The 26,012-nt window shown below is 66.9% G+C and carries 24 protein-coding genes; 10 read left to right on the forward strand and 14 right to left on the reverse strand.

The features are described 5' to 3' along the window. Window positions 1-25: 25 nt before the first annotated feature. From MNI96_RS02600 to cysS, 6 genes are all read right to left on the reverse strand, one after another. Window positions 26-1,975, reverse strand: coding sequence for an ABCB family ABC transporter ATP-binding protein/permease (locus MNI96_RS02600; RefSeq protein WP_249690117.1), 1,950 nt, complete (start codon window positions 1,973-1,975; stop codon window positions 26-28). Further along, the gene (locus MNI96_RS02605; protein WP_249690119.1) at window positions 1,972-2,376 is read right to left on the reverse strand and encodes an ArsR/SmtB family transcription factor; all 405 of its coding nucleotides are present in this window, start codon (window positions 2,374-2,376) and stop codon (window positions 1,972-1,974) included. The genes MNI96_RS02600 and MNI96_RS02605 overlap by 4 nt, the downstream gene beginning before the upstream one ends. Before the next feature lie 83 nt (window positions 2,377-2,459). Further along, window positions 2,460-3,389 carry an EamA family transporter RarD gene (gene rarD, locus MNI96_RS02610; protein WP_249690121.1) on the reverse strand — a complete coding sequence of 310 codons (930 nt, stop codon included), beginning with the start codon at window positions 3,387-3,389 and terminating at the stop codon, window positions 2,460-2,462. Window positions 3,390-3,426: 37 nt separating this feature from the next. Next, complete coding sequence (gene cimA / locus MNI96_RS02615; RefSeq protein WP_249690124.1) at window positions 3,427-5,019, reverse strand: citramalate synthase; 1,593 nt, start codon at window positions 5,017-5,019, stop codon at window positions 3,427-3,429. Window positions 5,020-5,085: 66 nt separating this feature from the next. Further along, window positions 5,086-5,625, reverse strand: coding sequence for a GFA family protein (locus MNI96_RS02620; protein ID WP_249690126.1), 540 nt, complete (start codon window positions 5,623-5,625; stop codon window positions 5,086-5,088). Further along, window positions 5,622-7,067, reverse strand: coding sequence for a cysteine--tRNA ligase (gene cysS / locus MNI96_RS02625; protein ID WP_249690128.1), 1,446 nt, complete (start codon window positions 7,065-7,067; stop codon window positions 5,622-5,624). The genes MNI96_RS02620 and cysS overlap by 4 nt, the downstream gene beginning before the upstream one ends. A gap of 375 nt (window positions 7,068-7,442) precedes the next feature. Between cysS and MNI96_RS02630 the strand changes: the two genes are divergently transcribed. From MNI96_RS02630 to MNI96_RS02640, 3 genes are all read left to right on the forward strand, one after another. Next, window positions 7,443-9,131 carry a L,D-transpeptidase family protein gene (locus MNI96_RS02630; RefSeq protein ID WP_249690130.1) on the forward strand — a complete coding sequence of 563 codons (1,689 nt, stop codon included), beginning with the start codon at window positions 7,443-7,445 and terminating at the stop codon, window positions 9,129-9,131. A 159-nt stretch (window positions 9,132-9,290) separates the two neighbouring features. Then, on the forward strand, window positions 9,291-9,533 hold the full coding sequence (locus MNI96_RS02635) for a hypothetical protein (RefSeq protein ID WP_249690131.1): 243 nt from the start codon (window positions 9,291-9,293) through the stop codon (window positions 9,531-9,533). A gap of 169 nt (window positions 9,534-9,702) precedes the next feature. Beyond that, the gene (locus MNI96_RS02640) at window positions 9,703-10,047 is read left to right on the forward strand and encodes an ArsR/SmtB family transcription factor (RefSeq protein ID WP_249690133.1); all 345 of its coding nucleotides are present in this window, start codon (window positions 9,703-9,705) and stop codon (window positions 10,045-10,047) included. A 64-nt stretch (window positions 10,048-10,111) separates the two neighbouring features. Here the strand turns inward: MNI96_RS02640 and MNI96_RS02645 are convergent, their stop codons facing one another. Together MNI96_RS02645 and MNI96_RS02650 are read right to left on the reverse strand one after the other, a co-directional pair. Beyond that, the gene (locus MNI96_RS02645) at window positions 10,112-10,633 is read right to left on the reverse strand and encodes a CreA family protein (protein WP_502960290.1); all 522 of its coding nucleotides are present in this window, start codon (window positions 10,631-10,633) and stop codon (window positions 10,112-10,114) included. 73 nt (window positions 10,634-10,706) lie between these two features. After that, window positions 10,707-11,087 carry a hypothetical protein gene (locus tag MNI96_RS02650; protein WP_249690135.1) on the reverse strand — a complete coding sequence of 127 codons (381 nt, stop codon included), beginning with the start codon at window positions 11,085-11,087 and terminating at the stop codon, window positions 10,707-10,709. 208 nt (window positions 11,088-11,295) lie between these two features. Here MNI96_RS02650 and MNI96_RS02655 point away from each other — a divergent pair, with 208 nt between their 5' ends. Together MNI96_RS02655 and MNI96_RS02660 are read left to right on the forward strand one after the other, a co-directional pair. Then, entirely contained in the window at window positions 11,296-11,784 is a 489-nt protein-coding gene (locus MNI96_RS02655; RefSeq protein ID WP_249690138.1) for a MarR family winged helix-turn-helix transcriptional regulator, read from the forward strand. Between the two features lie 122 nt (window positions 11,785-11,906). Continuing rightward, a complete protein-coding gene (locus tag MNI96_RS02660; RefSeq protein WP_249690140.1) occupies window positions 11,907-13,169 on the forward strand; it encodes a DUF2865 domain-containing protein in 1,263 nt (420 codons plus the stop codon). Here the strand turns inward: MNI96_RS02660 and MNI96_RS02665 are convergent. The 6 genes from MNI96_RS02665 to MNI96_RS02690 form a co-directional block, all read right to left on the reverse strand. Next, complete coding sequence (locus MNI96_RS02665; RefSeq protein ID WP_249690142.1) at window positions 13,132-14,505, reverse strand: glutamate--tRNA ligase; 1,374 nt, start codon at window positions 14,503-14,505, stop codon at window positions 13,132-13,134. The genes MNI96_RS02660 and MNI96_RS02665 overlap by 38 nt on opposite strands. 9 nt (window positions 14,506-14,514) lie before the next feature. After that, complete coding sequence (locus MNI96_RS02670; RefSeq protein ID WP_249690144.1) at window positions 14,515-15,762, reverse strand: MFS transporter; 1,248 nt, start codon at window positions 15,760-15,762, stop codon at window positions 14,515-14,517. Window positions 15,763-15,977: 215 nt separating this feature from the next. Continuing rightward, on the reverse strand, window positions 15,978-17,186 hold the full coding sequence (locus tag MNI96_RS02675) for an MFS transporter (protein ID WP_249690146.1): 1,209 nt from the start codon (window positions 17,184-17,186) through the stop codon (window positions 15,978-15,980). A gap of 51 nt (window positions 17,187-17,237) precedes the next feature. After that, the gene (locus MNI96_RS02680) at window positions 17,238-18,950 is read right to left on the reverse strand and encodes an NAD+ synthase (RefSeq protein ID WP_249690148.1); all 1,713 of its coding nucleotides are present in this window, start codon (window positions 18,948-18,950) and stop codon (window positions 17,238-17,240) included. 104 nt (window positions 18,951-19,054) lie between these two features. Beyond that, window positions 19,055-19,591, reverse strand: coding sequence for a response regulator (locus tag MNI96_RS02685; protein WP_249690149.1), 537 nt, complete (start codon window positions 19,589-19,591; stop codon window positions 19,055-19,057). Between the two features lie 249 nt (window positions 19,592-19,840). Next, window positions 19,841-21,226 (reverse strand): class II 3-deoxy-7-phosphoheptulonate synthase, encoded by a 1,386-nt coding sequence (locus tag MNI96_RS02690; protein WP_249690151.1) that lies wholly within the window; start codon window positions 21,224-21,226, stop codon window positions 19,841-19,843. An 813-nt stretch (window positions 21,227-22,039) separates the two neighbouring features. Here MNI96_RS02690 and MNI96_RS02695 point away from each other — a divergent pair. From MNI96_RS02695 to MNI96_RS02715, 5 genes are read left to right on the forward strand one after another with little or no spacing between them, the layout of a single operon-like run. After that, on the forward strand, window positions 22,040-22,267 hold the full coding sequence (locus tag MNI96_RS02695) for a hypothetical protein (RefSeq protein ID WP_249690153.1): 228 nt from the start codon (window positions 22,040-22,042) through the stop codon (window positions 22,265-22,267). Beyond that, on the forward strand, window positions 22,264-23,736 hold the full coding sequence (locus MNI96_RS02700) for a TolC family protein (RefSeq protein WP_249690155.1): 1,473 nt from the start codon (window positions 22,264-22,266) through the stop codon (window positions 23,734-23,736). The genes MNI96_RS02695 and MNI96_RS02700 overlap by 4 nt, the downstream gene beginning before the upstream one ends. Before the next feature lie 17 nt (window positions 23,737-23,753). After that, on the forward strand, window positions 23,754-25,142 hold the full coding sequence (locus MNI96_RS02705) for a multicopper oxidase family protein (protein ID WP_249690157.1): 1,389 nt from the start codon (window positions 23,754-23,756) through the stop codon (window positions 25,140-25,142). A gap of 34 nt (window positions 25,143-25,176) precedes the next feature. Then, window positions 25,177-25,698, forward strand: a complete 522-nt coding sequence (locus MNI96_RS02710; protein WP_249690160.1) for a cupredoxin domain-containing protein — start codon at window positions 25,177-25,179, stop codon at window positions 25,696-25,698. Between the two features lie 15 nt (window positions 25,699-25,713). Beyond that, entirely contained in the window at window positions 25,714-25,995 is a 282-nt protein-coding gene (locus MNI96_RS02715) for a copper-binding protein (RefSeq protein WP_249690162.1), read from the forward strand. The last annotated feature ends 17 nt before the right edge of the window (window positions 25,996-26,012 follow it).

Here is a 26,012-nt window from a genome sequence, read left to right on the forward strand (position 1 = left end):
GCCCCAGGCAAGGCACCTTTCGCCCCTATTCCGCAGGCACCTCCTCGCCGGCGCGCGGCCCGCGCACCACGAAGCCCTCGCTGTCGGCCGTGGCGGCCCGCAGCCGCTCCTCCGCCTCGCTCGCCTCCTGCTGGCGTGCCCACATGGAAGCGTAGAGCCCGTCCTTTGCCAGCAGTTCCTGGTGCCGCCCGCGCTCGACGATCCGGCCCTTCTCCAGGACCAGGATCTCATCGGCATTGACCACGGTCGACAGGCGGTGCGCGATCACCAGCGTCGTGCGGTTGCGCGAGACCTGGTCCAGCGCGGCCTGGATTTCCCGTTCCGTATGGGTATCCAGCGCCGAGGTCGCCTCGTCGAGGATCAGGATCGGCGGCGCCTTGAGGATCGTGCGGGCAATCGCCACACGCTGCTTCTCGCCGCCCGACAGCTTCAGCCCGCGTTCGCCGACCTCGGTACGGTAGCCCTGCGGCAGCGCCTCGATGAAGTCGGCGATCTGGGCCATGCGGGCCGCCTCGCGCACCTCCTCCTCGCTCGCCTCGGGGCGCCCGTAGCGGATGTTGTAGGCGACCGTGTCGTTGAACAGCACCGTGTCCTGCGGAACCATGCCGGTCGCTCGGCGCAGGCTCTCCTGCGTTACCTCCCGCACATCCTGTCCGTCGATGGTGATGCGTCCGCCCGTGATATCGTAGAAGCGGAAGAGCAGCCGCGAGATGGTCGACTTGCCTGCTCCCGACGGCCCGACGATGGCGACCGTCTGCCCGGCCGGAACCTCGAAAGCGATGCCCTGCAGGATCGGCCGGTCGGCATCGTAATGGAAGGTCACGTCCTCGAAGCGCACCGTGCCGCCTTGAACGGCAAGCGGAGCGGCACCCGGCCGGTCGGTGATCTCCGCCGGCTGACCGAGCAGCTGGAACATCGCCTCGAGATCGGTAAGGCCCTGGCGGATTTCCCGGTAGAGGAAGCCGATGAAGTTCAGCGGGATCGACAGCTGCAACAGCAGCGCGTTGATCATCACGAAATCGCCCAGCGTCTGGGTGCCGGCCATTACCGCCCGGGCCGACATCACCATGCAGATCGCCGTGGCAACGCCCAGGATCACCGCCTGGCCGAAGTTGAGCCAGGCCAGTGATGTCCAGGTGCGGGTGGCCGCGCGCTCGTAGCCGGCCATCGAGCGGTCGAAGCGCTCCGCCTCCATCTGCTCATTGCCGAAATACTTCACGGTCTCGAAGTTCAGCAGGCTGTCGATGGCCTTGGAATTCGCCTCGGTATCGTTGTCGTTCATCTCCCGGCGGATGGTGATGCGCCAGTTCGACGTCTGCACCGTAAACCAGGTGTAGGCAACGATCATGATCGCGACGACAGCAACGTAGATCCAGCCGAACTGGTACCAGATCACCGCCGCCATCACGGCGAACTCCATCACGGTGGGGATGCCGTTGAGGATGGTGAAGCGGACGATGTTCTCGATGCCCTTGACGCCGCGCTCGATCACCCGCGACAGGCCTCCGGTGCGCCGGGCCAGGTGAAACCGCAGTGACAGCGCATGCAGGTGTCGGAAGGTCAGGAACGCCAGCTGGCGCACCGCATGCTGGCCGACGCGGGCGAACAGCGCGTCGCGCAGCTGGTTGAAGCCGACGAACAGCACCCGCGCGACGTTGTAGGCGATGACCAGCATCACCGGCGCCACCAGCCACGCAGGCAGCACGTCGAGGCCGAGCGTGCCGCCGGCAGCCGACGCATCGCCCTGCTGCAGGGTCAGCGCATCCGTCGCCCACTTGAAGAAATAGGGCGAGAGCACCGTGACGATCTTCGCCACGACGAGTGCCAGAACGGCAAGGCCGACCCTCGCCTTCAGGTCCGGACGATCGGACGGCCAGATATAGGGCCACAGCTGGCCTAGGGTGCGGAAGGTCGAGACCTCGTCCGCCGATATGCGGGGCGCGGGGCCGGGTACGCCTGAGCGGCGGCTTGTCATTCCGTGTCCTTTCGACAGGCATCCATGCGCGTTCCGCTCGCCTCTGCCGGCGCCTCTGCGCAGCAGGCCGCCGCAAAAAGCTCTGCCGCGGCGCCCTCGACCAGCGACCGCGCGCCGTCGGTGAGGCGATAGTGGCAGCAGCGGCCGTTCTCCTCCGCCTCGATCAGGCCCGCCTCGCGCAGGATGGCGAGATGCTGCGAGACCGTGGACTGCGCCAGCGGCAAACCGCGAACGATGTCGCCGCAAAAGGCACCAGCGCAGGCAGCGAGAGAGGAGACGATCTCCACCCGCACCGGATGCGACAGGGCCTTGAAGATGCGGGCAAGCCGCTCGCTGTCGATGGCGGCAGCAGGGGGGCGGGCCGGCTCGTCGCGGAGCCGGGCAGCGGTTCGGTCGCGCATGGAGTACCCATTCATCGTAATTTACCGATGGATGGGTTTTAGTCTGCCTGCCGCTCCCCGACAAGCGAGGGCTTAGCTTTTCTTCAGCCGCGCGAGCGCTCGTGCCTGACCAGCGTATCGGTGGTGAAGATCGCCAGCGAAACCCAGATGAGGCCGAAGGTCGCCAGCCGCACCGGCTCCACTTCCTCTCCGTAGACGTAGAGCGCCAACAGGAACTGGATGCTCGGCGCGATATACTGCATCAGCCCGACGGCCGTCAGCGACAGGCGCCTTGCACCGGCCGCGAACAGCGCCAGCGGCACCGCCGTCACCACGCCGGTGCCCATCAACAGCAGGAACAGGCCCGGCCGATCCACCGGCACCACATCGGCCATCGCAGCGCCACCATCGGAAAGGCCCGCATAGACCAGATACGCAAAGGCCAGTGGAGCCAGCACGATGGCCTCGACCATCAACCCGGGCGAGGCGCCCACCGCCACCGTCTTGCGCAGATAGCCATAGGCACCGAAGGAAAAGGCCAACGCCATCGACACCCAGGGAAACCCGCCGAGCGCCACCGCCTGCACCGCCACCGCGACGACGGCCAGGGCGATGGCGATGGACTGCCAGCGGCTCAGCGTTTCCTTCAGCACGATGAGGCCGAGGGCGACCGAGACCAGGGGATTGGCGAAATAGCCGAAGCTCACTTCCAGGATCCGGCCGCGCTCCACCGCCCAGATGAACACCAGCCAGTTGATCGAGATCACCGCCGCCGACAACGCCAGCTTGGACAGGGTCGCGGGATCGCGCAGGATCGCCCCCACCTCGCCGAGCTTGCCGCGAAAGCCGAGAAAGATCGCCAGGAACAGCACCGACCACAGGATCCGGTGGGCGACCACCAGATCCGCCGGGATCGCCGCCGTCCACTTGTAATAGGCCGGCAGGAAGCCCCACAGCAGGAATGCAGAGAGGGCGAAGGCAAGCCCGAGGCGCCGCTCGGCATCGGCCGCCGCGGCTGTCGGTTGGGAGGTCATGGTCGCGTGATCCGCTGGGCTGCTGCAAGGCTGCCCGTCAGAGCCCGGCCTTCAGCAGCGTGTAGGTGTGGGAATCGATGAGCGCCTGGAACGACGCATCGACGATATTGCCCGAAACGCCGATCGTGAACCAGCGTTTGTGCGTCCTCTTGTTGTAGCTCTCGATCAGTACGCGCGTAACGGCATCCGTGCCCCCGTTGAGGATACGCACCTTGAAGTCGGTCAGCTCCATCTCGTCGATGACCGACTGGAAGCGCCCCAGGTCCTTGCGCAGGGCCGTGTCCAGCGCGTTGACCGGGCCGTTGCCCTCGCCCACCGACATGTGCGTCTCGCCGTCGATGTCGATCTTCACCACCGCCTCGGACACTGTGACCAGCTCGCCGATGGCATTGAAGCGGCGCTCGACCATCACGCGGAACGAGTGCACGTCGAAATAGCGTGGCACTTCGCCGAGCCTGCGGCGTGCCAGCAGCTCGAACGAGGCATCGGCAGCCTCATAGGCATAGCCCTGCGCCTCGCGCTCCTTGACGTCGGCGAGCAGCGCATCGAGGCGCGGGTCGGCCTTGTCGACGGCGATGCCGAGCCGCGCCAGTTCGCCGATCAGGTTCGACTTGCCGGCCTGGTCGGACACGAGTACCCGGCGCCGGTTGCCGACGCTCTCCGGCGGCACATGCTCGTAGGTCTCCGGCTCCTTCAGGATCGCCGAGGCATGGATGCCGGCCTTGGTAGCGAAGGCGTTCTCGCCGACATAGGGCGCGTGCCGGTCCGGCGAGCGGTTGATGATCTCGTCGAAGGCGCGCGAGATCGGCGTGATGTCGGCCAGCGCCTCGGCGCTCACGCCGAGCTCGAACCGGTCCTTGTAGGGAGACTTGAGCATCAGGGTCGGCACGAGCGTGATCAGGTTTGCATTGCCGCAGCGCTCGCCGATGCCGTTGAGCGTGCCCTGGATCTGGCGCACGCCGGCCGCAACGGCCGCCAGCGAGTTGGCGACCGCGTGCCCCGTATCGTCGTGGGCGTGGATGCCCAGATGCGCGCCGGGCACATGCGCGGTGACCGCCCCGACGATCTCCATCACCTCCGACGGCAACGTGCCGCCATTGGTGTCGCACAGGACCACCCAGCGCGCGCCGGCCTCATAGGCGGTCTTGGCGCAGGCCAGCGCGTAAGCCGGGTTGGCCTTGTAGCCGTCGAAGAAGTGCTCGCAGTCGATCATCGCCTCGCGGCCGCTCGCCGTCACGGCCTCGACACTGCCGCGGATCGACTCGAGGTTCTCCTCGTTGGTACAGCCCAGCGCCACGCGCACATGATAGTCCCAGCTCTTGGCGACGAGACACACCGCCTCGGCCGCCGAGCCCAGCACCATCTGCAGCCCCGGATCGTTCGCGGCCGAGCGCCCTGCCCGCTTGGTCATGCCGAAGGCGGTGAACGTCGCCGACGTGGTGCGCTTCTCCTCGAAGAACGCCGTGTCGGTCGGATTGGCGCCTGGATAGCCGCCCTCCACATAATCGACGCCCAGCCGGTCCAGCAGCTCCGCAATCACGATCTTCTCCTCCACCGAGAAGTCGATGCCGGCCGTCTGCGCTCCATCGCGCAGCGTCGTGTCGAACAGGTAGAGGCGTTCGCGTGTCATGGTCTGGTCCTTGGGGTCGCCGGCCTTTGCGGCCGGTCGTTCGTGGATGGGGTCCGGATCGGCCGGTCAGGTCTTCTTGGCTGGCAGGTGAGAGGGAGCATTCGTCCAGGCGTCCTGCGGCCACTCGTCCGGCGGCCAGCTTTCCGTTTCCCGATCGGGATGCTGGTTGGAACGGATCGTGGCAAGAAACGAGGCGGCCTCCAGGTCGTCCATCGTGTCGCGCTCGGGCAGCTCCGAGACGGTATCGGCGTAGGGCAGTTTCGCCTCCACGCCGAACTGGATCGTCGGGGCGATCTCCTCAGGATGGTCGAAGGCGCCGATGGCCAGCGCCAGCTTGTCGCCCGGCTCCTCATAGGTGAGCGGTGTCCCGCAGGACGGGCAGAAGCCGCGAGTCACATGGTTGGAGGAGCGGAAATGCGCAGGCTCCCCGCGCGTCCAAGTCAGTTGCGGACGCTCGACCGCAACCAGCGGCGCGTAGAATCCGCCGAAGGCTTTCTGACACATGCGGCAATGGCAGATCGAGGCAGTGCCCAGCGCTCCCTCGACACGAAAGCGGATCGCCCCGCACTGGCATCCACCGGTCTTTACAGCATTGCTTTCAGTCATTGCGCCAGCTCCCAGGTCGTCACGCGCTTGCCGGTCGCAGGGTCCTTGCCGTCCTTCAGCACGACGCCGGCATCGGCCAGTTCGGCACGGATGCGGTCGGCCTCGCCCCAGTCCTTCGCCTCGATGAAGGCAAGGCGCTCGGCAATGCGCGCATCCACCTTCGCCACCAGTTCCGGATCGGCAGCTGCTTCCTGGGTCGCTTCCGCCGCCGCACGGATCTCGGTCAGGTCGAAGCCGAGGAAACCGAGCGCATCGGCCAGCGCCTGGGCGGCTGCGGTATCGCCGCCGCGCGCCTCGCGTGCGAAGCCGTGCAGAGCAGCGATGGCCCGCGGCGTGTTGAGATCATCGCACAGCGCCTCCACCAGTGCTTCCCGTGGCAGGGCCTCCGCTGCCGGCTGGATGCCCGCACGGTTGATCAACTCGTCCCAGCGCTGCAGCAGCCCTTCCGCCTCTTCCAGCGCCTTCTCGGTGAAGTCGAGCGGCTGGCGGTACTGCGTCATCAGCAGGACGAGGCGGATCGCCATGCCCGGCCAGCGACGACCGCCCACCTTCTCGGTCTCCAGCAGGTCATGGAGCGTGATGAAGTTGCCGAGCGACTTCGACATCTTCTCGCCTTCCACCTGCAAGAAGCCGTTGTGCAGCCAGTAGCGCGCCATCAGCTTGGTGCCGTGCGCGCAGCAGGACTGGGCGATCTCGTTCTCGTGGTGCGGGAAAATCAGGTCGAGCCCGCCGCCATGAATGTCGAAGACGGGGCCGAGGTGATGGGCGCTCATCACCGAGCACTCGATATGCCAGCCCGGACGACCGCGCCCCCACGGGCTTTCCCAGCCCGGCTCCTCGGCGGACGAGAGCTTCCACAGCACGAAGTCGCCGGGGTTCTTCTTGTGGGCATCGACCGCGATCCGCGCGCCCGCCTTCTGGTCCTCCAGATTGCGCTTGGACAGTTCGCCGTAAGCCGGCATCGAGCCGGTGTCGAACAGCACCTCGCCTTCCGCCTCATAGGCATGGCCCTTTGCGATCAGCGTGCCGATCATCTCGATCATCCCGCCGATATGGGCGGTTGCGCGCGGCTCGTGCGTGGGGGCCAGGCAGCCCAGCGCCTTCACATCCGCATGGAACTGATCCGCGGTCTTGCCCGTTACCCTGGCGATCGCATCGTTGAGCGGGAGGTCGGGATAGTCGCGCAGGGCGCGCGCGTTGATCTTGTCGTCCACGTCGGTGATGTTCCGGACGTAGGTGACGTGGTCCTGCCCATAGAGATGGCGCAGCAGGCGGAACAGCACGTCGAACACAACGACGGGCCGAGCATTGCCGATATGGGCGTAGTCGTAGACCGTCGGCCCGCACACATACATGCGCACGTTCCCGGCGTCCTCCGGCTCGAAGTCTTCCTTCGCCCGGGTCAGCGTGTTGGTCAGTTTCAATCGATAAGCGGAAAGCATGATCGGTCGTCTCCTGGCCGGCTGGCCGGGGCGTCCGTCTCATCTCCCTTGTCGGAGAGCTTCACGCATGAGGGGAACGGCCACAGCCAGCTTTGTCGCTAGCTGCAAATAATGAGAATCGAAATGGTCTTCCGATGGGCCGTGCACATGGCAAGTGTTCTGACCCGTTTGCCTGGCCCGGTCAAGCGTCAAAAGGCGGTTTGCCGCGCCTTGCAGCGGCTTTTCGCTGGCGTTCGCCGCGTGTCCTGCATCACACTGGCGTTGAGGAGACTCCGTCATATTAGGGCTGCGGCTCCACCGTATGATGGAGGTCATTTGTGGGAGAAAATCATGAGCCCCTTCGCCTGTGAGCCCCGGTCCCGACCGGTTGCGTTCTTGCGTCTCGTCCCGGCCCTCGCTCTTGCCGCGCTGCTGTCGGGCACGGCAGTGCCGGCGCTCGCCCAGTCGGCCCTGCCGGTGGAAAGCGCTCCAACGGGCAGCGTCCAGGTGGGAGAGGCGCACCTGCCGACCGACCCGCTCGCCATGGCGATTGCCCGCGAGCTGTCCGTCAACACGACCGTGATGCTCGACGCCTCGGCCAATGCAGGCGACGAGGAGGAACTGGGGCTCGGTATCCAGGGCTACTACGAGAACCGCGTGTTCCAGCCGCTCTGGGTCAGCGAGCAGGGTCTCAATCCCCACGGCGAGTTGCTGATCTCCGCATTCGAGAAGGCCGGCGACCATGCGCTCGACCCTGCCGACTACGCACCCGACCGGCTGCGCCAGCTGGCAAGCGCGGCGACCGGCACCGAAGGCCTGGCGGAACTGGAAGTCGCGATCTCCAACACTTTCGTGACCTACGCCAACCATCTGACCGCCGGCCGGGTGAAGCCGAACGAGGTCAACCGCTCGCTGAACCTCTTCCCCAAGGCACCGGATCCGGCCGTGCTGCTGGAGTTCGTTGACACGTCCGAGGACTTCGCCGCCGCCATCGAGGGGCTTTCCCCCAATACGCCCAACTATGACCGCCTGAAGACGGCACTCGCCGACTACCGCGCCAAGGAAGCCGCCGGCGGTTTCACGGCCATTCCCGAAGGCGAGACGCTGAAACCGGGCATGACCGACACCCGGGCAGAGGCACTGCGCACCCGTCTGGCCGAGCAAGACCTCTTCACGCCCGGCAGCCATACCGGCGACGTCTATGACGGCGCGCTGGTCGAGGCGGTGAAGCTCTTCCAGGAGCGCCACGGCCTGGAGGTGGACGGCGTCATCGGCAAGAACACGCTCGCCGAGATCAACGTGCCGATCTCCACGCGCATCGACCAGATGGAGCTGAACATGGAGCGCCGGCGCTGGATGCCGGACGATCTCGGCTCCCGCTACGTCTTCGTCAACCTGGCCGATCAGAACCTCAAGGTCGTGGAGAACGACAAGACCGTCCACACTACCCGTGTGGTTGTCGGCAAGCCGTACCATGCCACCCCGGTCTTTTCCGACGAGATGACCTATGCGGAGGTGAACCCCTACTGGACGGTGCCCTACTCCATCGCCACGACCGAATACCTGCCGATGCTCAAGCGCGACCCCGGCGCGCTGCTGGCCAAGAACATCCGCGTCTTCTCGGGGAACCGCGAGATCGATCCCTGGTCGGTCGCCTGGGGTTCCTACAGCCGCGCCAGCTTCCCCTTCACGCTGCGCCAGGATCCGGGCGAGGGCAACGCGCTCGGCCGCATCAAGTTCATGTTCCCGAACAAGTTCAACATCTACATCCACGACACGCCGTCGAAGTCGCTGTTCGACCGCGCCCAGCGCTCCTTCAGCCATGGCTGCATCCGCGCCGAGCACCCGTTCGACCTCGGCCAGGCACTGCTCGGCTCCGACGGCTGGACGAAGGCCAAGCTGGAGGCGGTGCGCAACAGCGGCGAACGGCGGGTGATCAAGCTGTCGAAGCCGCTGCCCGTCCACCTCACCTATCTGACCGCCTGGGTGAACAAGGACGGCTCTGTGCATTTCCGCCGCGACATCTACGACCGCGACAAGGTGCTGGCCAAGGCCATCGCCCAGCTGCGGCCCGCCAATCTCTGACGAACAGACCCTCGCCCGCTCAAACGCTAAAGGCGCTGCCTCGTAAAGGCGGCGCCTTTACCAATCTGAACGGCACATAAAGGTGCATCTCAGCGCGGGTTCAGTCGCGCCATTGCATGATCGGCACAGTTCAAGGCCCAGCGTATCGGAGCCAGTGCCATGCAGACGACCTTCTCGACCCGCTCTCCCCGTGCCCGTGGCGCGCTCATCCGCCAGCTCGTTGCCGCATCCCTGTTCGGCGCCCTGATGCTGGCTCCCGTTGCAGGATTCGTTTTTGCCACGGACTTTGGAGCGCGCAACCACGAAACCCTCGCCTTCAACGCCCATTGGGTATGCAGAAGCGGCGAAATCGGTTGCAATGTTAACTCTCCGGCTCGGAGTTCGACTTTTAGCAATCGCTGATATCTTGCGCGGAAAGAATTGTTCCACTCTAATGCCGCGACTTCGAATTGCAGACGGTCGGCCCTCTCCGACAGGAGAACGCAGCACCGTTGCGGCTCGAGGCCGGTGTGTTGTGCAAGCGAGAGATCGGGATCTCGCCGTGCACCCACGGCATTCGGGAAGGACAGAAATGATTGATGCGCTCCAGGGAAAGGCCGAGGACGCGGCGAGCTTTCTCAAGATGCTCGCCTCCGCGCCGCGCCTCATGCTGCTGTGCCATATGGCCAACGGCGAAACCAATGTCGGACAGCTTGCCGACCTCACCGGCATGCGTATGCCGACCGTCTCGCAGCAGCTCGCCCTGCTGCGGGCGCAGGGTCTGGTGCGCACACGCCGCGAAGGCACCACTATCTATTACAGCCTCGACAGCGAAATTGCCCAGGACGTCCTGTCCCTGCTCGAGAAGCATTTCTGTCCTCCCGAGGCGACGGCAGCCCGCAAAGGCAGGCGGCTGGAGACGACCGGCGCCGGGTGACCGCCGCCGCCGAGCACCTGCCAGCGGCCGCATCTGCCCGACGCGGCGCGCAGGGTCCGGCGGATCAGTTGTCCAGCCAGTCCCCGCAGCGCGGCGCGCTCGCCTCGCCCCAGGGCATGATCGGCACCGTGGAGGTCGAGTTCTTCGGGCTGCCCTCGATGATCTTGTCGGAATAGACGAGATAGACCAGCACGTTACGCTTGATGTCGCAACCGCGCACGATCCGCATCTTCTTGAACATGAAGGAGCGGCGCTGGCGGAACATCTCCTCGCCCTGCTCGAACTTCGCCTTGAACGTCACCGGCCCCACCTGCCGGCAGGCGAGCGAGATGTCCGACACTTCCTCGGCAACGCCGAGCCAGCCCGACACGCCGCCCTTTTCCGGCACGGTGAAGTGGCAGGCCACACCCTCGACCAGCGGATCGTCCACCGCATAGGTCGCGAGCTTGTGGTCGGGCGTCAGGAACTTCCAGACCGTCGACTTCTTGAAGATCAGGTCCGGCTCGTCGGCCGACAAGGCCGGCAGCGCCAGCGCCGCGAGCGCGGCGACGGAAAGAACGGCGGCCCGCAGGAAGGATTTCATCATCTCAGTCTCCCGGTATGGTCGAGCCGCATATGGGGGGCGGCCGGAAGAGGCGCAAGCGGTGCGCCCGCCGCACTCAGATGAACAGCTTCCCGATCTGGACGGCCGCAACCAGGGGCGAGGGTGTCGACAAGAGCGCCAGCGCCGCAAGGCTCAAAAGCCCGAGCACGATGTTGGCGCCGGCCAGTCCGCGCTCGCCGGCCCTTGCAGCCACGCGCCAGCACACGCCATGGGTCAGAACGACCAGCACGGCCAGAACGGCGGCGGCGACCATCCCCTGCCCGTCCTGGATACCGGCGCGAAACAGCCCCATCGGCAGGAAGGCGCCCGCCAGCGGCAGCAGCAGCACGTGGTTGAGCACCGTCCACACCAGCACCGGGCTTTGCGGTTTCGGCGGTGCGGCAGCAGCCTTTTCCGGTGCCTGCATCTTGTCCGCCCGTCCTACCGTCTTCGCCATCCTGCCGGTCATCCTGTGTGAAACTGGTCGCATTCCCCCTTGCCTGACTGCCACGCCCGGCCATCGGCCGCAAGCCGATCCGGCAGTACCCTGTGTCGCACCCTTGCCCGCTTCCCGCCAATCGTTAGAATTGCAACCATACATTCAATAATTGCCGCCGCCGGCCGGGCCTGTCTGTCGCCCCATGGCAGCTGAAAGCGAGCACTCAATGGGCAACGATCAACAGCCCCTCGAACTGGAGGGGTTTCTTCCCTATCGACTCAACGTGCTTGCCGAGACCGTCAGCCAATCGCTCGCCGGCATCTATCGCCGGCGCTACGGGATCAGCGTGCCTGAATGGCGGATCATGGCGACCCTCGGCCAGTTCGGCACGATGACCGCCAAGGAGATCGGCGCACACAGCCACATGCACAAGACCAAGGTCTCGCGTGCGGTCGCAAGCCTTGAACATCGCGACTTCCTGCTGCGCAAGGCCAACGCCAGGGACATGCGGGAGAGCTTCCTGCAGCTCACGGACAAGGGCATGGGCGCCTATCGCCAGTTGGTGCCGGAGGCGCATCGTTTCATCGAAGCGCTTGTGGCCCCGCTCGAGCCAACCGACCGGCTGGTATTCGACCGGGTGCTGGAGCAATTGGCGGGACGCGCGAGGGAATTGAGCATCGATCTCGACGGCGCGGACACGGTCACCGCCGGTTAGGTGCGAGTTTACTAAAAGTCGAGCATTTCCTTGTGCCCCGCCGCGACCTGACGCCATAGTCAGACCCGTTGGAACCTGGCTGCGACCAGGCTGTCCCCCTTTTGCGCAATCGGATCGCGTCGATGGCACTTGAGAAAGGCATGGGAAAAGGACTGCTGCGCGCCCTCGTGACCGCGGGCCTGATCCTTGCCGTCGGCGACCCGGCCGCCGCCGCCAGTTGCTCTGCCCTGCATGCCGAATTGCAGCAGATCTCGGCCGGCGGCTCGCGCTCGCCCGAATATGCCAAGTGGGACGAGGCCCACCGCGCCCAGTCGCGCGCCCTGGGCCTGGCCGAGCGCGACTTCCGCCATCTCGGTTGCGCCGGTGCCGCCGGCGCCCCGTCCTGCAAGGGACTGGGTCCGAAGATCGAGACCATGCGTGCCAACCTCGCAAAGATCGAGCGGCAACGCGCCCGCCACGCCGGAACGACCCGCAGCAACGGCCGCGAGGCCGCCCTGCGCAAGGCTTTGGCCCGCCAGAACTGCGACGCCCCGCGCGAGGCCCGTGCCTCCGCCAATCCGGGCATCCGTTCCGCACCGCCCTCCGGCGGCGGCTTTCTTTCGCTATTCGGCATCGGCCGCCGCAACGAAGCCGTGACGCATCAGGTCGCCGCGCAACCGGACCAGAGCGAGCCGCGGCCGCGTTCGACCGTCCGGTTCAGCTCCGGCGACAACGCCACAATCGCGCGCCGTCCCTCCGGCCCCACCTACCGGACCATGTGCGTGCGCATGTGCGACGGCTTCTTCTTCCCCGTGAGTTTTTCCACCGGCGAGGAAGGCTTCGGCCGCGACGCCGCCGTGTGCCGCTCCATGTGCCCGGGCGCCGAGGCCGAGCTCTTCGTCCATCGCAACCCTGGCGAAACGGTCGAGAACCTCGTCTCCGTCACAGGCATGCCCTATGGCGAACTGCCCAATGCCAACCGGTTCCGCGTTTCCTATGTGGAAGGATGCGGCTGCCAGCCGAGCGCCGACCGCCGGACCATGGCGAGCCTGATCCGCAGCGGCGACGACGAAGCCGTCGCCTACCTGCGCGACGTCGACACCGGCAAGGGACAGGAACTGCGCACCGGCGTTGTTCCTGACGGCGTGACTGCCGACGATGCGCAGGAGGCCATCGAGGCGCTGCAGCTGCAGGACCCGGACACGCGCACAAACATGGAGCTCGGCTATTCGCCCATGCGTCGGGGCCCGGTCCTGCCGGTCCTCGGCTCGTCCTCACGCCGAAAGGCAGAGCCCACCGTCCCGGCTGAGCTGCCGCTTGCCGAGGCCAGCGGGGAAAGCGCTTCCGAGCCGTCGGCGGAACGCAATGTCAGGATAGTCGGGCCGCGCTATTTCGTCGCCCAATGAGCGGCAGCAAGGCCTTCATGTCCGGCCCGTGCTCCTCGCCCGTCAGCGCCTTGCGCAAGGGGAGGAACAGCCCTCGCCCTTTCCGGCCCGTCCGCGCCTTCAGCGCCCCCGTCCAGGCGCCCCAGGTCGTCTCGTCGTAAGGCTCGGGCGGCAGCAGCTCCGTCGCTGCGCAAAGGAACGCCCGGTCCTCCTCGGCGACAGGCAGCGGCTCCGGCGCGGTCACGGCGCGCCACCAGCGCGCCGCGTCTGCCACCGTCTCGCAGTTCTCCCGCACCGCCAGCCAGAAGGCCTCGCCTCCCGGCTGCGCATCGCCGATACCCATGCCTGACAGGCGCTCGGCGACATCGGCATATGGCAGGGCATGCACCAGCTTCGCATTGAGCGGCCGCAGCTCCTGCGGATCGAACTTCGCCGACGAGCGAGACACGTCGGCAAGGTCGAAGACCTGCGCCAGCCGCTCCAGGCTCTCCGCCGGCTCCACCGCATGGCTGGTGCCGGTCAGAACGGCGAGCGAGGCGACCGCCATCGGCTCGAACCCCTCCTCGCGCAGCGAGCGCAGCGACAGCGCGCCCTTGCGCTTCGACAGGCCCTCGCCGGACACCGTTGTCAGCAGGTTGTGATGGCCGAAGATCGGCGGTACGGCCCCCAGCGCCTCGAAGATGGCGATCTGCACGCCGGTGTTCGCCACATGGTCCTCGCCGCGGATGACGTGGGTCACCCCGGCGGCGATGTCGTCGACGATGGATGGCAGCGTATAGAGATAGCTGCCGTCCTCGCGCACCAGCACCGGATCGGACAGGGAGGCGAGATCGATGCTCTGCGCCCCGCGGCACAGGTCCTCCCAGCTGCGCTCCACCCGCCGCGTGACGAAAGGATCGCCGTCGTGGTTCGGCAGCAGGAAGCGCCAGTGTGGCCGCCGCCCCTCCGCTTCCAGCCGTGCCCGCTCCGCATCGTCCAGGCGAAGGGCGGCCCGGTCGTAGACGGGCGGACGCCCGAGCGCGCGCGCCCTTGCGCGCCGCCTCTCCAGCTCGTCCGACGTCTCGTAGCAGGGATAGAGCAGCCCGGCCGCCTTCAGCTTTTCGGCCGCCGCATCGTAGAGCGGCAGCCGGTCCGACTGGCGGAAGCTTTCATGCGGCACGATGCCGAGCCAGCCGAGATCCTCCGCGATCGCCGCGGCGAACTCCTCGGTCGAGCGCTCCTTGTCGGTGTCGTCGTAGCGCAGGATGAAGCGCCCCTTGCGGCGCAGCGCGAAGAGCCAGTTGATCAGCGCCGGACGGGCATTGCCGATATGCAGGAAACCCGTGGGCGACGGGGCGAAGCGAACGGTGACGGTCATGGCCCCCTCTTAGCCGGAAGCCGGAGCGGTCGCAACGGCGCCCTCGGCCTGCCGCTGGCGCACATGGCGCGAGACCAGCGTCAGCGCCAGCGCCGCCAGCAGGCAGTAGAGCGCCATGGCATAGACCTGCAGCGAATAGGGCACGCCTGCATCGATCAGATAGCCGGTCAGGCCCGGCCCCAGCGCCGAGGCGAAGACCATCATCGCCACCGTCACCGAGCGGATCGAGCCGAGGTGCCGCGCTCCGTAGATCTCCGGCCACAGCGCGCCGAACAGGGTCGAGCTGAACCCATAGCTGATGCCGAGCAGCGCCATGAACCCAAACGCGGCAAAGGGGTGCGTCACCGCGCCCAGCAACACGCAGGCCAGCCCGAGCGGCAGCAGGAAGGTCGGCAGCAGCCGCAGCGCCGTCACCTTGTCGACCAGATAGCCGGCCAGTAGCGCGCAACTGATGGTCATTGCCGACATGGCCATGAAGGCCGAGGCGAAGAGCTCCATCGACCAGCCGCGCAGCTCCACCAGGTAGACCTGGTGAAAGAAGATCGTCGTGCCGATGAAGGGCGGCGCCAGCGTGCCGGCGGAGATGATCCAGTAGGCCGGATCGCGCAACACCTCGGCGCGGGTCCATTGCCGCTGCGCCACCGGCCGCGCGTCCGTGTGGATGGTGCCGCGCGGCACCCGCTCCACCTTGAGCAGCAGGAGCAGCGCGGGCAGCGCCACCAGCACCAGCACGGCGGCACCCAGCCACCAGGTGCCGCGCCAGCCCATCAGGCCGGCCAGCGTCACGAAGACCAGAGGCAGGCTCGCCTCGCCGCACTGGATGCCGAGCGAGGCGATGGAGACCGCGCGGCCGCGCTGCGCGTCGTACCAGCGCCCCATCGCGGTCATCGCCACATGGGTCATCATACCCTGGCCGAAAAGCCGCAAGCCATAGAGCACTACGAACAGCATGGCGACCGAGGAGACGCTGGCCATGCCGGCGGTGAACAGGGCGAGCCCCGCCACCACGCCGCCGGCGACCAGCGCCAGCGGGAAGTTGTCGACCACCTTGCCGACGAAGGTCAGAGACAGCGCCGAGCACAGGGTCGCGGCCATGTAGAGCCCGCCGAACGCACCATGGCTCAGCCCGAACTCGGCCCTCAGGTCGCCTGCCACCAGCGAGATGAAATAGGTCTGGCCGAAGCTGGAGAAGAAGGTCAGCAGCAGCCCGGCGCCGAGCCAGCGGAGGTTGTCGCGCAGGAAGGTGAAGAAGGACATGGCAGCAGTCCGCGGCAAAGGTGGGAAGTCCGCAGGTTCGAAAGGCCCGCCCGCGGCAAGCCGGAGCCGGGCGCGGAACGGAGCGCGGCGAACCGCACAAGTCGATCGTGTGGAGCGCAGGCCGGCGGCACCGGTCGCAGGACCAGGAAAGAGCCGTCAGAATAGAGAAACTTCTCTCCCGGCGAAAGAGATCGTCCTTTCCGACAATGCCCGTCTCAGACCGCCGCGGTTTCCGCCGGCCGCCTCCATGCCAGAACGGCGAGCCAGATGAGCGCGGCCAGCGCCAGCATCGCCAGCCCCGAAGCGTAGAGCACGACGCCCGCCACACCGGCACTGTCCAGCACCATCGTCACCAGCAGCGGTCCTGCCGCCATCGCAACGTTGCTCGGCAAGGACAGATTGGCCGCCGCCCGCGCATAGCGGCTCGCCGAGAAGAAGCTGAGCGGCAGCAGCGCCCTTGTCAGCGCCGAAATGCCCGATCCGAAACCGTAGAACGCGATGAAGAGATAGAGCAGCGAAGCCTGCCCGCCGGCGAGAAGCAGCAGCAAGGGCGAGCCCACCAGCAGCGCGGCGGCAATGAGGCCAGAGGTCAGCGGCGTTGCGAACCGCCCCGCCAGGATATCGGCGAGCCGCGCCGTGATACCCAGTACCGAGCGCAGCGCGCCGAGCTCCAGGGCCAAAGCCGGCGAGGCACCCGACATCTGCAGCAGCGCGATCAGCGACGGCGCAAGCCCCGTCGTCACCAGGCTGAAAACGATGGAGACCAGCGCGATCAGCAGGAAGGTAAGACGCGCCTGCGCCTGCGTCAGCCGCAAGGGCTCCACAGCGGCAGCCGCGGCGCGCGCGGCGCCTCCGTCCTCGTCGCGCGGCGACGGCAAAGCGAAGAGATAGAGCGGGCACAGCACGAGTTGGGTACCGGCTGCCGCCAGCATCGCCATGCGCCAGCCGATCGCCCCTTCCAGCAGGCTCCATAGCGGCCAGGCGACGGCGGCCGACAGGCCGGTGAAGATCATCAGAATGCCGATGGAGCGCCGGGCGCCCGCCCCTTCCCGCTCGACCACCGCCGCATTGCACGGCACGGTCAGGCCGAGCGCGCCGCCGATCCCCATCACCAGCCAGGCGGCGTAGTAGACCAGAACCCCCTGCGCCAGGCTCATGGCGAGAAGACCGGCCGCCATGGTCGCAGCGCCCGCCGCCAACACCCGTGCCGCGCCATGCCGCTCGATCAACCGTCCGGTCCAGGGGCCGGCAAACCCGCCCAGCAGCATCATCGCCGTCAGTCCGCCGAAGGCGAGCGCATTCGACATGCCGAGTTCGGCGGCGATCTGCCGCCCCAGCACGCCGGGCATGTCGAAGGTCGTCCCCCAGCCGACGATCTGGCCGGCGGCAAGGATGGCGACCAGGCGGAGCCTGTCGAGACGCATGATCCCTCGCGCGAGGGTTCGTGTGGCGGGAACGACGGCAGCCCGCTCGGACTAGCTGCGGTCGCGGAATCGGTTGGTGATCGGATAGCGGCGGTCGCGGCCGAAATTCTTGCGGGTGATCTTCACCCCCGGCGCCGACTGCCGGCGCTTGTATTCAGCGATGTAGAGCAGGTGTTCGATCCGGTGGATCAGTTCGCGGTCGTGCCCGCGCGCCTCGATGTCGCCCACCGACATCTCGTTCTCCACCAGGCACTCGAGAATATCGTCGAGCACGTCATAGGGCGGCAACGAATCCTGATCCGTCTGGTTCTCGCGCAGCTCCGCGGTTGGCACCTTGTCGATGATGTTGACCGGGATGACCTCGCCCGCGGGGCCGAGCAGCCCGTCCGGCCGGTTGGCGTTGCGCCAGGCGGCGAGCCGATAGACCTGCGTCTTGTAGAGGTCCTTGATCGGGTTGAAGCCGCCGTTCATGTCGCCATAGAGCGTCGCATAGCCGACGGACATTTCCGACTTGTTGCCCGTGGTCGCGACCATGGCGCCGAACTTGTTGGAGATCGCCATCAGGATCGTGCCGCGCGCGCGCGACTGCAGGTTCTCTTCGGTCACGCCGCTTTCGGTGCCGGCGAACAGGCCGGACAGCGCCTCGGCAAAGCCCTCCACCGCCGGGGCGATGGCCACCGTGTCGTAGCGCACGCCGAGCGCCTTCGCGCAGGCCTCGGCGTCCTTGAGACTTTCGGCCGACGTGTAGCGATAGGGCAGCATCACGCAGTGCACCTTGTCGGCTCCCAGCGCATCCACCGCCATCGCCGCCACCACGGCGCTGTCGATGCCGCCGGACATGCCCAGCACCACGCCCGGAAAGCGGTTCTTGTTCACATAATCCCGGAAGCCGAGGACGCAGGCCTGCCAGCGCGCCGCATCGATGTCCGGCAGCTCGGCCTTCGGCCCGCTCTCGCAGACCCAGCCGCCGTCCGTGTCGCGGCGCCAGTCGGTCAGCGCGATCTCCTCGACGAACTCGCCCATCTGAAAGGCAAGGCGCCGGTCGCCCTGCAGCGCGAAGGACGCGCCGTCGAACACCAGTTCGTCCTGGCCGCCGAGCTGGTTGCAATAGACCAGTGGCAGGCCCGTCTCGACCACGCGCTGCACCATCACCTGCAGCCGCACCTCGGGCTTGCCGGCATGGAAGGGCGATCCGTTCGGTACCAGCAGCAGCTCCGCGCCGGTCTCCTCGAGGCACTCGCACACTTCCTCGGTCCACGCATCCTCGCAAACCGGCAGGCCGAGGCGGATGCCGCGAAAGCCGACGGGACCGGGCAAGGGACCCGCCTGGAACACGCGCTTTTCGTCGAACTCGCCGTAGTTGGGCAAGTCGTACTTGAACCGAACCCCCTCGATGCGCCCGCCGTCGACCAGCGCCACAGCATTGTGCAGCTTGTCGCCGTCGCGCCAGGGCAGACCGATCACCACGCCCGGCCCGCCGTCGGCGGTGTCGGCCACCAGCTCGTCCAGCGCTGCGCGGCAGGCGGTGACGAAGGCCGGCTTCAGCACCAGATCCTCCGGCGGGTAGCCGGACAGGAACAACTCCGACAGCAGCACGAGGTCTGCCCCGCCCGCGGCAGCTTCCGCGCGGGCACGGCGCGCCAGCGCCAGGTTGCCCTCCACGTCGCCGACGGTCGGGTTCATCTGGGCCACCGCCAGCCGCAACCTGTCGGCTGGGCCGGAAGAGCCGGTCTTCAGGGAGGATTCGGTCGGTGTCGCGCTCATGGAAACGGGTGTAGCCCGGCCCTTGCGCTTGCGCAATCGGCGAGAACGCATGGGCGAGCCGCGCGGCACGCGTCGCCGCCCGGTCGGTGCGGCAGGTCGAACGGTTAGAGGTAGACGGTGCCCTGCCCGCCGGTCGTACCCGGCTGCCTGAGCGCGGCTGCCGCCACGTCCGGCGCCGGCATCGCCGCGGGCTCGAAACTGCCCCTCGGCGCCGGCCGCAACCGGTCGGTCGCCCGCACGAACGGCCGGTGCTCGGTCAGCACCCGTTGCAGGCGCTGGTAGAGCATGGCCGGCGAAACCGGCTTTGCCAGGAATTCGTGGATGCCGAGCTCCACCGCCTTGAGCACCACCGGCTTGCGCGCATCCGCGCTTACCATGATCACCGGCGTGGTCGCGACGCCCGCATCCGTGTCGCCGCGCAGGACCGACAGAAACTCGGCGCCGTTGAGCGGCGACATCACCCAGTCGCAGATGACGACATCGGGCCTGCGCTCCAGCGTCGCCGCCAGCCCGTCGGCGCCGTCCGACGCATCCGAGATGCGACGAATGCCGAAGCCGCCCAGGATGGCCCTGAAAAGACTTCGCATGTGAGAATTGTCGTCGATGACCAGCACCGACACTGCCGAAAGATCGAGTACCATGCCGTGCGGTCCCCTCCCGATTGGCTCATACTTACAAATATGCGAAAGACGGAAAGATTTCCTTACGTAAGTTTCGGCCAGTTCGGTTGGCCGCCTATCCGCCCCGCGGCCTCGGCGCGCGACCCATACCCTGCGACACCTTTCAGGAAAGCTACCGTCGCCGGCCTGCGGCGCAAAAAATGAAAAACGCCGCCGGGAGGGACCCGGCGGCGTCGATAACGACTGCGCGAGGCGGTAAAGCGCAGCGGCTCAGGCGATGGCCGCCTCGCGCTCCGGCTTGCCTCGCTGATCACGCTCCTTGCGGACGTTCTCGGCCACCATGAAGGCGAGTTCGATCGCCTGCTCGGCATTGAGCCGCGGATCGCAATAGGTGTGGTAGCGGTCGGCGAGATCCTCGGCCGTCAGTGCCCGGGCGCCGCCCGTGCACTCGGTGACGTTCTTGCCGGTCATCTCCACATGGATGCCGCCGGCATAGGTGCCTTCCGCCCGGTGCACCGCGAAGAAGGCCTCGACCTCCCGCATGATGCGCTCGAACGGGCGCGTCTTGTAGCCGTTGGCGGTGACCGTGTTGCCGTGCATGGGATCGCACGACCACACTACCTTCTTGCCCTCGCGCTCCACCGCACGCACCAGCTGCGGCAGATGCTCGAACACCTTGTCCGCGCCGAAGCGGCAGATCAGCGTCAGCCGGCCGGCCTCGTTGGCCGGGTTCAGCGTGTCGATGAGGCTCAACAGCTCGTCGGCCTTCAGGCTCGGCCCGCACTTGAGGCCGATCGGGTTCTTGATGCCGCGGAAGAACTCGACATGCGCATGGTCGGGCTGACGGGTGCGGTCGCCGATCCACAGCATGTGGCCGGAGGTCGCGTACCAGTCGCCGGACGTGCTGTCGACGCGGGTCATCGCCTGCTCGTAGCCCAGAAGCAGGGCCTCGTGGCTGGTGAAGAAGTCGGTCGAGCGCAGCTGCGGCGCGCTGTCAGGATCGATGCCGCAGGCGCGCATGAACTCCAGGCTCTCCGAGATGCGGTCGGCGAGCACCTGGTAGCGATGGCTCTGCGGGCTGTCCTTGACGAAGGACAGCATCCAGCGATGCACGTGGTCGAGATTGGCGAAACCGCCCTGCGCGAAGGCGCGCAGCAGATTCAGCGTCGCGGCCGACTGGCGGTAGGCCATGACCTGGCGCTGCGGATCCGGCTCGCGGGACTCCGGCGTGAAGGCGATGTCGTTGACGATGTCGCCGCGGTAGCTCGGCAGCTCCACGTCGCCCTGCTTCTCCATCGGCGAGGAGCGCGGCTTGGCGAACTGGCCGGCGATGCGGCCGACCTTCACCACCGGCTGCGCCGAGGCATAGGTGAGCACGACGGCCATTTGCAGGAAGACGCGGAAGAAATCGCGGATGTGGTCCGCGTGGTGCTCCGCAAAGCTCTCCGCACAATCGCCGCCCTGCAGCAGGAATCCGCGACCTTCGGCCACTTCGGCGAGCTGGGACTTCAGCTTTCTCGCCTCACCTGCAAAAACGAGCGGCGGAAAGTCGGAAAGGCGGCGCTCCACTTCCGCGAGCGCGTCCGCGTCGCGATACTCGGGCACCTGCACGATCGGCATCGACCGCCAGCTATCCGGTGTCCAGTTCTGCGCCATTGTTCCAACTCCGTATAAACGACCTTCGGCAAGATCTTGTGCCTGCAGGCATCCGCTCCGGTTGCGTGTTTCGTCTGTCCCCGCTCGCCCGATCATATGTTGCGTGGGCGACGGGTGCCGGGCGTTATACACGCGGCAGCGGGGCGAGGCCACAGATAACGTCGCAGCACCAGCGGCCGACGGCGGTGACGGCTATGCCCAAGCGGCCGAGCCCTCGCAGATCACAATCCCGAGAGTCCACCTCCCTGGTGATCGAGCCTCTTGCATCCGAAGGACTTCTGAAACACTCTCCCGCTTCATGGAGAGTCGCGCCCGCCTCTTTGCCAGAACCCTATGCCGCCTCGTTCTCGTGGCGTTGATCGCGCTTGCCGGTGCAGCCCCCGGTGGCATGGGCGAAGCTGTGGCCGCAGCGGACCGGATGGACGCTTCCCACATCCATGCGCACGCCTCCCCTCCGATGCCGACCGCGCACGAGACAGGCGAAACGCATGCCGGATCCCACGGCGTCGCCCATTCGCACGCCTCTGCCCAACAGGCATCGCACGGGCAGGCGCCGCAGGCCTCGCATCATCACGAGAGCTCGGCCGCCGACTGCTGCCTCTCCTTCTGTTTTCCCGGCATTGCCGACGATGGCACTGCCGGTTTCGAGCACATCTCCGCAGCGCAGCCGGACAGCGATCCTGCGGTTCGCCTCGAGTCGCAGCCGCCCCATCTGACAGATCGTCCTCCTCGATCCTGACCGCCCTACCTGAAAGGGCCGTTGCCGCGCGATGACCCCGCGCGGCCGCATCCTGTCATTATCGAGGACTTGTCATGATACCCAGACTGCTTGCGGCCCTTGCGCCGCTGGCGGTGGCTGCCTGTGCCGCCGTCCCGGCAACCGTGTCCGGTTACGGACCGTTGCCGGAAGACCCGAACGCCGCCACCCTGCCCTTGCGGCCGGCCAGCGTCGTCGCCCCCTATGAGCATCGCATTCCCGTCGAGCCGGGCAACTGGCGCGACCTGAACGACCGTCAGGCTCCCGGCGGAGGTGCGTCATGAGACATACCCTTCGTCCTCTCGCCGTCCTGACGGCTCCCCTCCTGCTCGGCGGCTGCATCGCCACGGCGGCCACGGACGCCTACGGACCCGGCGATGCGGGCTTCGCGCCCGTCGCCGGCCAGGTTGCACCCGCTCTTGGCGGCAGTACCCCGACATGGGTCCAGACCCCCGAGCAGGCGCGCGCGGTTTCCGAGCGCGTTCGCTCCATGGTGCACAAGAAGACGATCAGCGCAGAAACCGCCGTTCAGGTAGCTCTCATCAACAATCGCGGCCTGCAGGCGGCCTATTCGGACCTCGGCGTCAGCGCAGCCGACGCCTGGCAACAGACCCTTTTGCCGAACCCGACCATTTCCGTCGGCCTGCTTGGCATCGGTCAGCCCGGCCTCGTCGCGTTCAAGACCATCGAAGGGATGGTGGCAAACAATATCCTTGCCCTCGCGACACGGAAGCGGCGCAGCGAAATCGCCGAGACCCGTTTCCGTCAGGCGCAGATGCAGGCGGCGGAGGAAACCCTGCGCGTTGCCAGCGAGACGCGCCGTGCGTGGATCGAGGCGGTTGCCGCCTTCGAGACCGTCGCCCTTCTCAACCAAGCCCGTCAGGCCGCAGATGCGGCCTCCGAACTCGCACAGAAGCTGGGCGAGACCGGCGCCATGCCGAAGGCTGCACAGGCGCGCGAACACGCTTTCAACGCGGAACTGGTCGGCCAGATCGCCGAGGCGCGGCTTGCCGCGGCACTCGCCAAGGAGAAGCTCGCCCGCGCCATGGGACTATGGGGTGCGGACACCGCGTTCTTCGTGCCCGACGCGCTGCCTCCGCTGCCCGGTCGCCTGATGAACAAGGAGCATGTCGAGCGAGAGGCGCTCCAGCGCCGCGTCGACCTGCAGGTAGCGAAGATCGAGTTGGAGGCAACGGCCCGCGAACTCGGCCTGACCGAAGCCACCCGCTACGTCACTGATCTCGGCCTCGTCGCCGGCTTCGAAAGCGAGCGCGAGAAGGAGGACGGCAAGACCCGGCTCACCGGCACCGCCCAGGTGGAGCTGGATTTCGCGATCCCGATCTTCGACAGCGGCGCGGCCCGCATGAAGAAGGCGGAGTTCACCTACATGCGTGCCGCCAATCGCCTGGCGGAACGTGCGGTCAACATCCGCTCGCAGGCCCGTTCGGCCTACCTGGCCTATCGCGCCTCGCACGAGATCGCCCGTCACTACCGCAACTCGGTCCTGCCCCTGCGCAAGCAGATCGAGGAGGAATCCCTTCTCACCTACAACGGCATGATCACCAATACGTTCGAACTGCTGGCCGATACGCGGGCGCGCATCGGCACCGTTCTCTTGGCCTCGCGCGCCAAGCGGGACTTCTGGCTTGCGGAAGCCGGGCTCGCCACCGCGATCCATGGCGGTGGAGAGGCCCCGGCCGCAGGCGGTGGCGGCGACACTGCCGTCGCCGATGCCGGCGGCGGCGGACATTGATGGCGAAGGAGACTGCAATGCTGAACAGACGTCAGATCCTGGGCGCCGGCGCTGCGGGCGCGGCCCTCGTGTCCTCCGCCGCCTGGTCGCAGACCAGCAACCGCGGCCTGCCGGAAGCAGCGACGATGGACACGCCGGCAACCCAGGCCCCGCTCGCTCCAACCTCGGGGCCCGACTACAATCCTGTCGTCACCCTGAACGGCTGGACCCTGCCCCACCGCATGAACAACGGTGTCAAGGAGTTCCATCTGGTCGCCGAGCCGGTGGAGCGGGAACTCGCCGACGGCATGACCGCCTTCCTGTGGGGCTACAACGGCCAGTCCATCGGCCCGACCATCGAGGCGGTGGAGGGCGACAGGGTCCGCATCTATGTCACCAATCGCCTGCCCGAGCATACCTCGGTGCACTGGCACGGGCTCATCCTGCCCTCCGGAATGGACGGCGTCGGCGGCCTGTCGCATCCGGGCATCCCGCCGGGCAAGACCTTCGTCTACGAGTTCGACCTCGTGAAGAGCGGGACGTTCATGTACCACCCGCACGCCGACGAGATGGTGCAGATGGCCATGGGCATGATGGGGTTCTTCATCGTGCACCCGAAAGACCCTGCCTTCATGCGCGTCGACCGCGACTTCCTGATCATGCTCAACGCCTTCGACATCGATCCCGGCTCCTACGTGCCGAAGATCATGACGATGACCGACTTCAACCTGTGGACCTGGAACAGCCGGATCTTCCCGGACATCGATTCGCTCGTCGTCGGGCTGGGCGACCGGGTGCGCGTGCGGGTCGGCAACCTGACCATGACCAACCATCCGATCCACATGCATGGCTACGACTTCGAGGTGACCTGCACGGATGGCGGCTGGGTGCGCCCGGAAGCTCGCTGGCCGGAAGTGACGATCGACATCCCCGTCGGCGCCATGCGCGCCTACGAGTTCGATGCGGTCCACCCGGGCGACTGGGCGATCCACTGCCACAAGTCGCATCACACGATGAACGCCATGGGCCACGACGTGCCGACCTTCATCGGCGCCGACAAGCGCTCCGTCACGGCGAAGATCCGCAAGCTCCAGCCCGAATACATGCCGATGGGCTCCAACGGCATGGCGGAGATGGGCGAGATGGAGATGCCCCTGCCCGACAACACTGTCCCGATGATGGCCGGCTGGGGGCCGCACGGCCCGCTGGAAATGGGCGGGATGTTCTCCGTGGTGAAGGTTCGCGAGGGTATCGCGCCGGGCGATTACGCCGATCCCGGCTGGTACGAGAACCCTCCCGGAACGCAGGCCTTCGAGTGGACCGGCGAACTGCCGGACTTCACCCGCGCCGACAGCGCCGCCACCGCGCCGCCCCAGGCTCCGCAGGCTGCGCCGACTGCACGCCCCGTCCACAAGCATGGCGGCTGACGCCGCTCCCATCCCACGCAGAAAGGAAGACCGAATGAGACTGATCCGTACGAGCGCTTTTGCCGCCGGTTGCGTCCTTGCACTTGGCGCGGGCGCCGCGCTTGCAGCCGGAAGCCACTCCGGTGGACACGGCCATGACAATTCCGACGGCCATCACGACGCGATGATGTCGGTCGGCAAGCCGGGAAAGGCCGCAGATGTCAGCCGCACCATCGAGGTCACCATGAAGGAGAGCGACGACGGCCGCATGCTGTTCGAGCCCTCACGCCTGGAGTTCAAGACAGGCGAGACAATCCGCTTCGCCATCGCCAATGCCGGAGAGATCGACCACGAGTTCGTCCTCGACGACCAAAAGGGCGTCATGGAGCACAAGGAGCTGATGGAACGCTTTCCGGACATGGAGCACGACGACCCGAACTCCGTGCGTCTCGCACCGGGCGAAACCGGCGAGATCATCTGGACCTTCGCGAATGGCGGCTCGTTCGAGTTCGCCTGCCTGATCCCGGGCCACTACGATTCCGGCATGCGCGGCGATCTCGTCGTCGGCGGCCGCTGAGCAAGGAGACCTGACATGAAACTCGCAACAGCACTCGTCGCAACCCTGCTCCTCATCTCCGGAGCCTCCACCGCGCTCGCCGCAGAGTTCACCAAGGGCGTTGTGAAGAAGGTCGACCTTCGCGGAAAGAAGGTGACGATCATCCATGAGGAACTGAAGTCCCTCGACATGCCGGCCATGACGATGGTCTTTCGCGTTGCCGACGAGGCGATGTGGGAGCGGCTGCAGGAAGGCAAGGAGATCGAATTCGTCGCCGGCCGGGTGAACGGCAAGATCACCGTGACCGAACTGAAGTGACATGGTGCGCCGGAGCG

The organism is Stappia sp. WLB 29, from assembly GCF_023507705.1.
GTDB lineage: Bacteria > Pseudomonadota > Alphaproteobacteria > Rhizobiales > Stappiaceae > Stappia.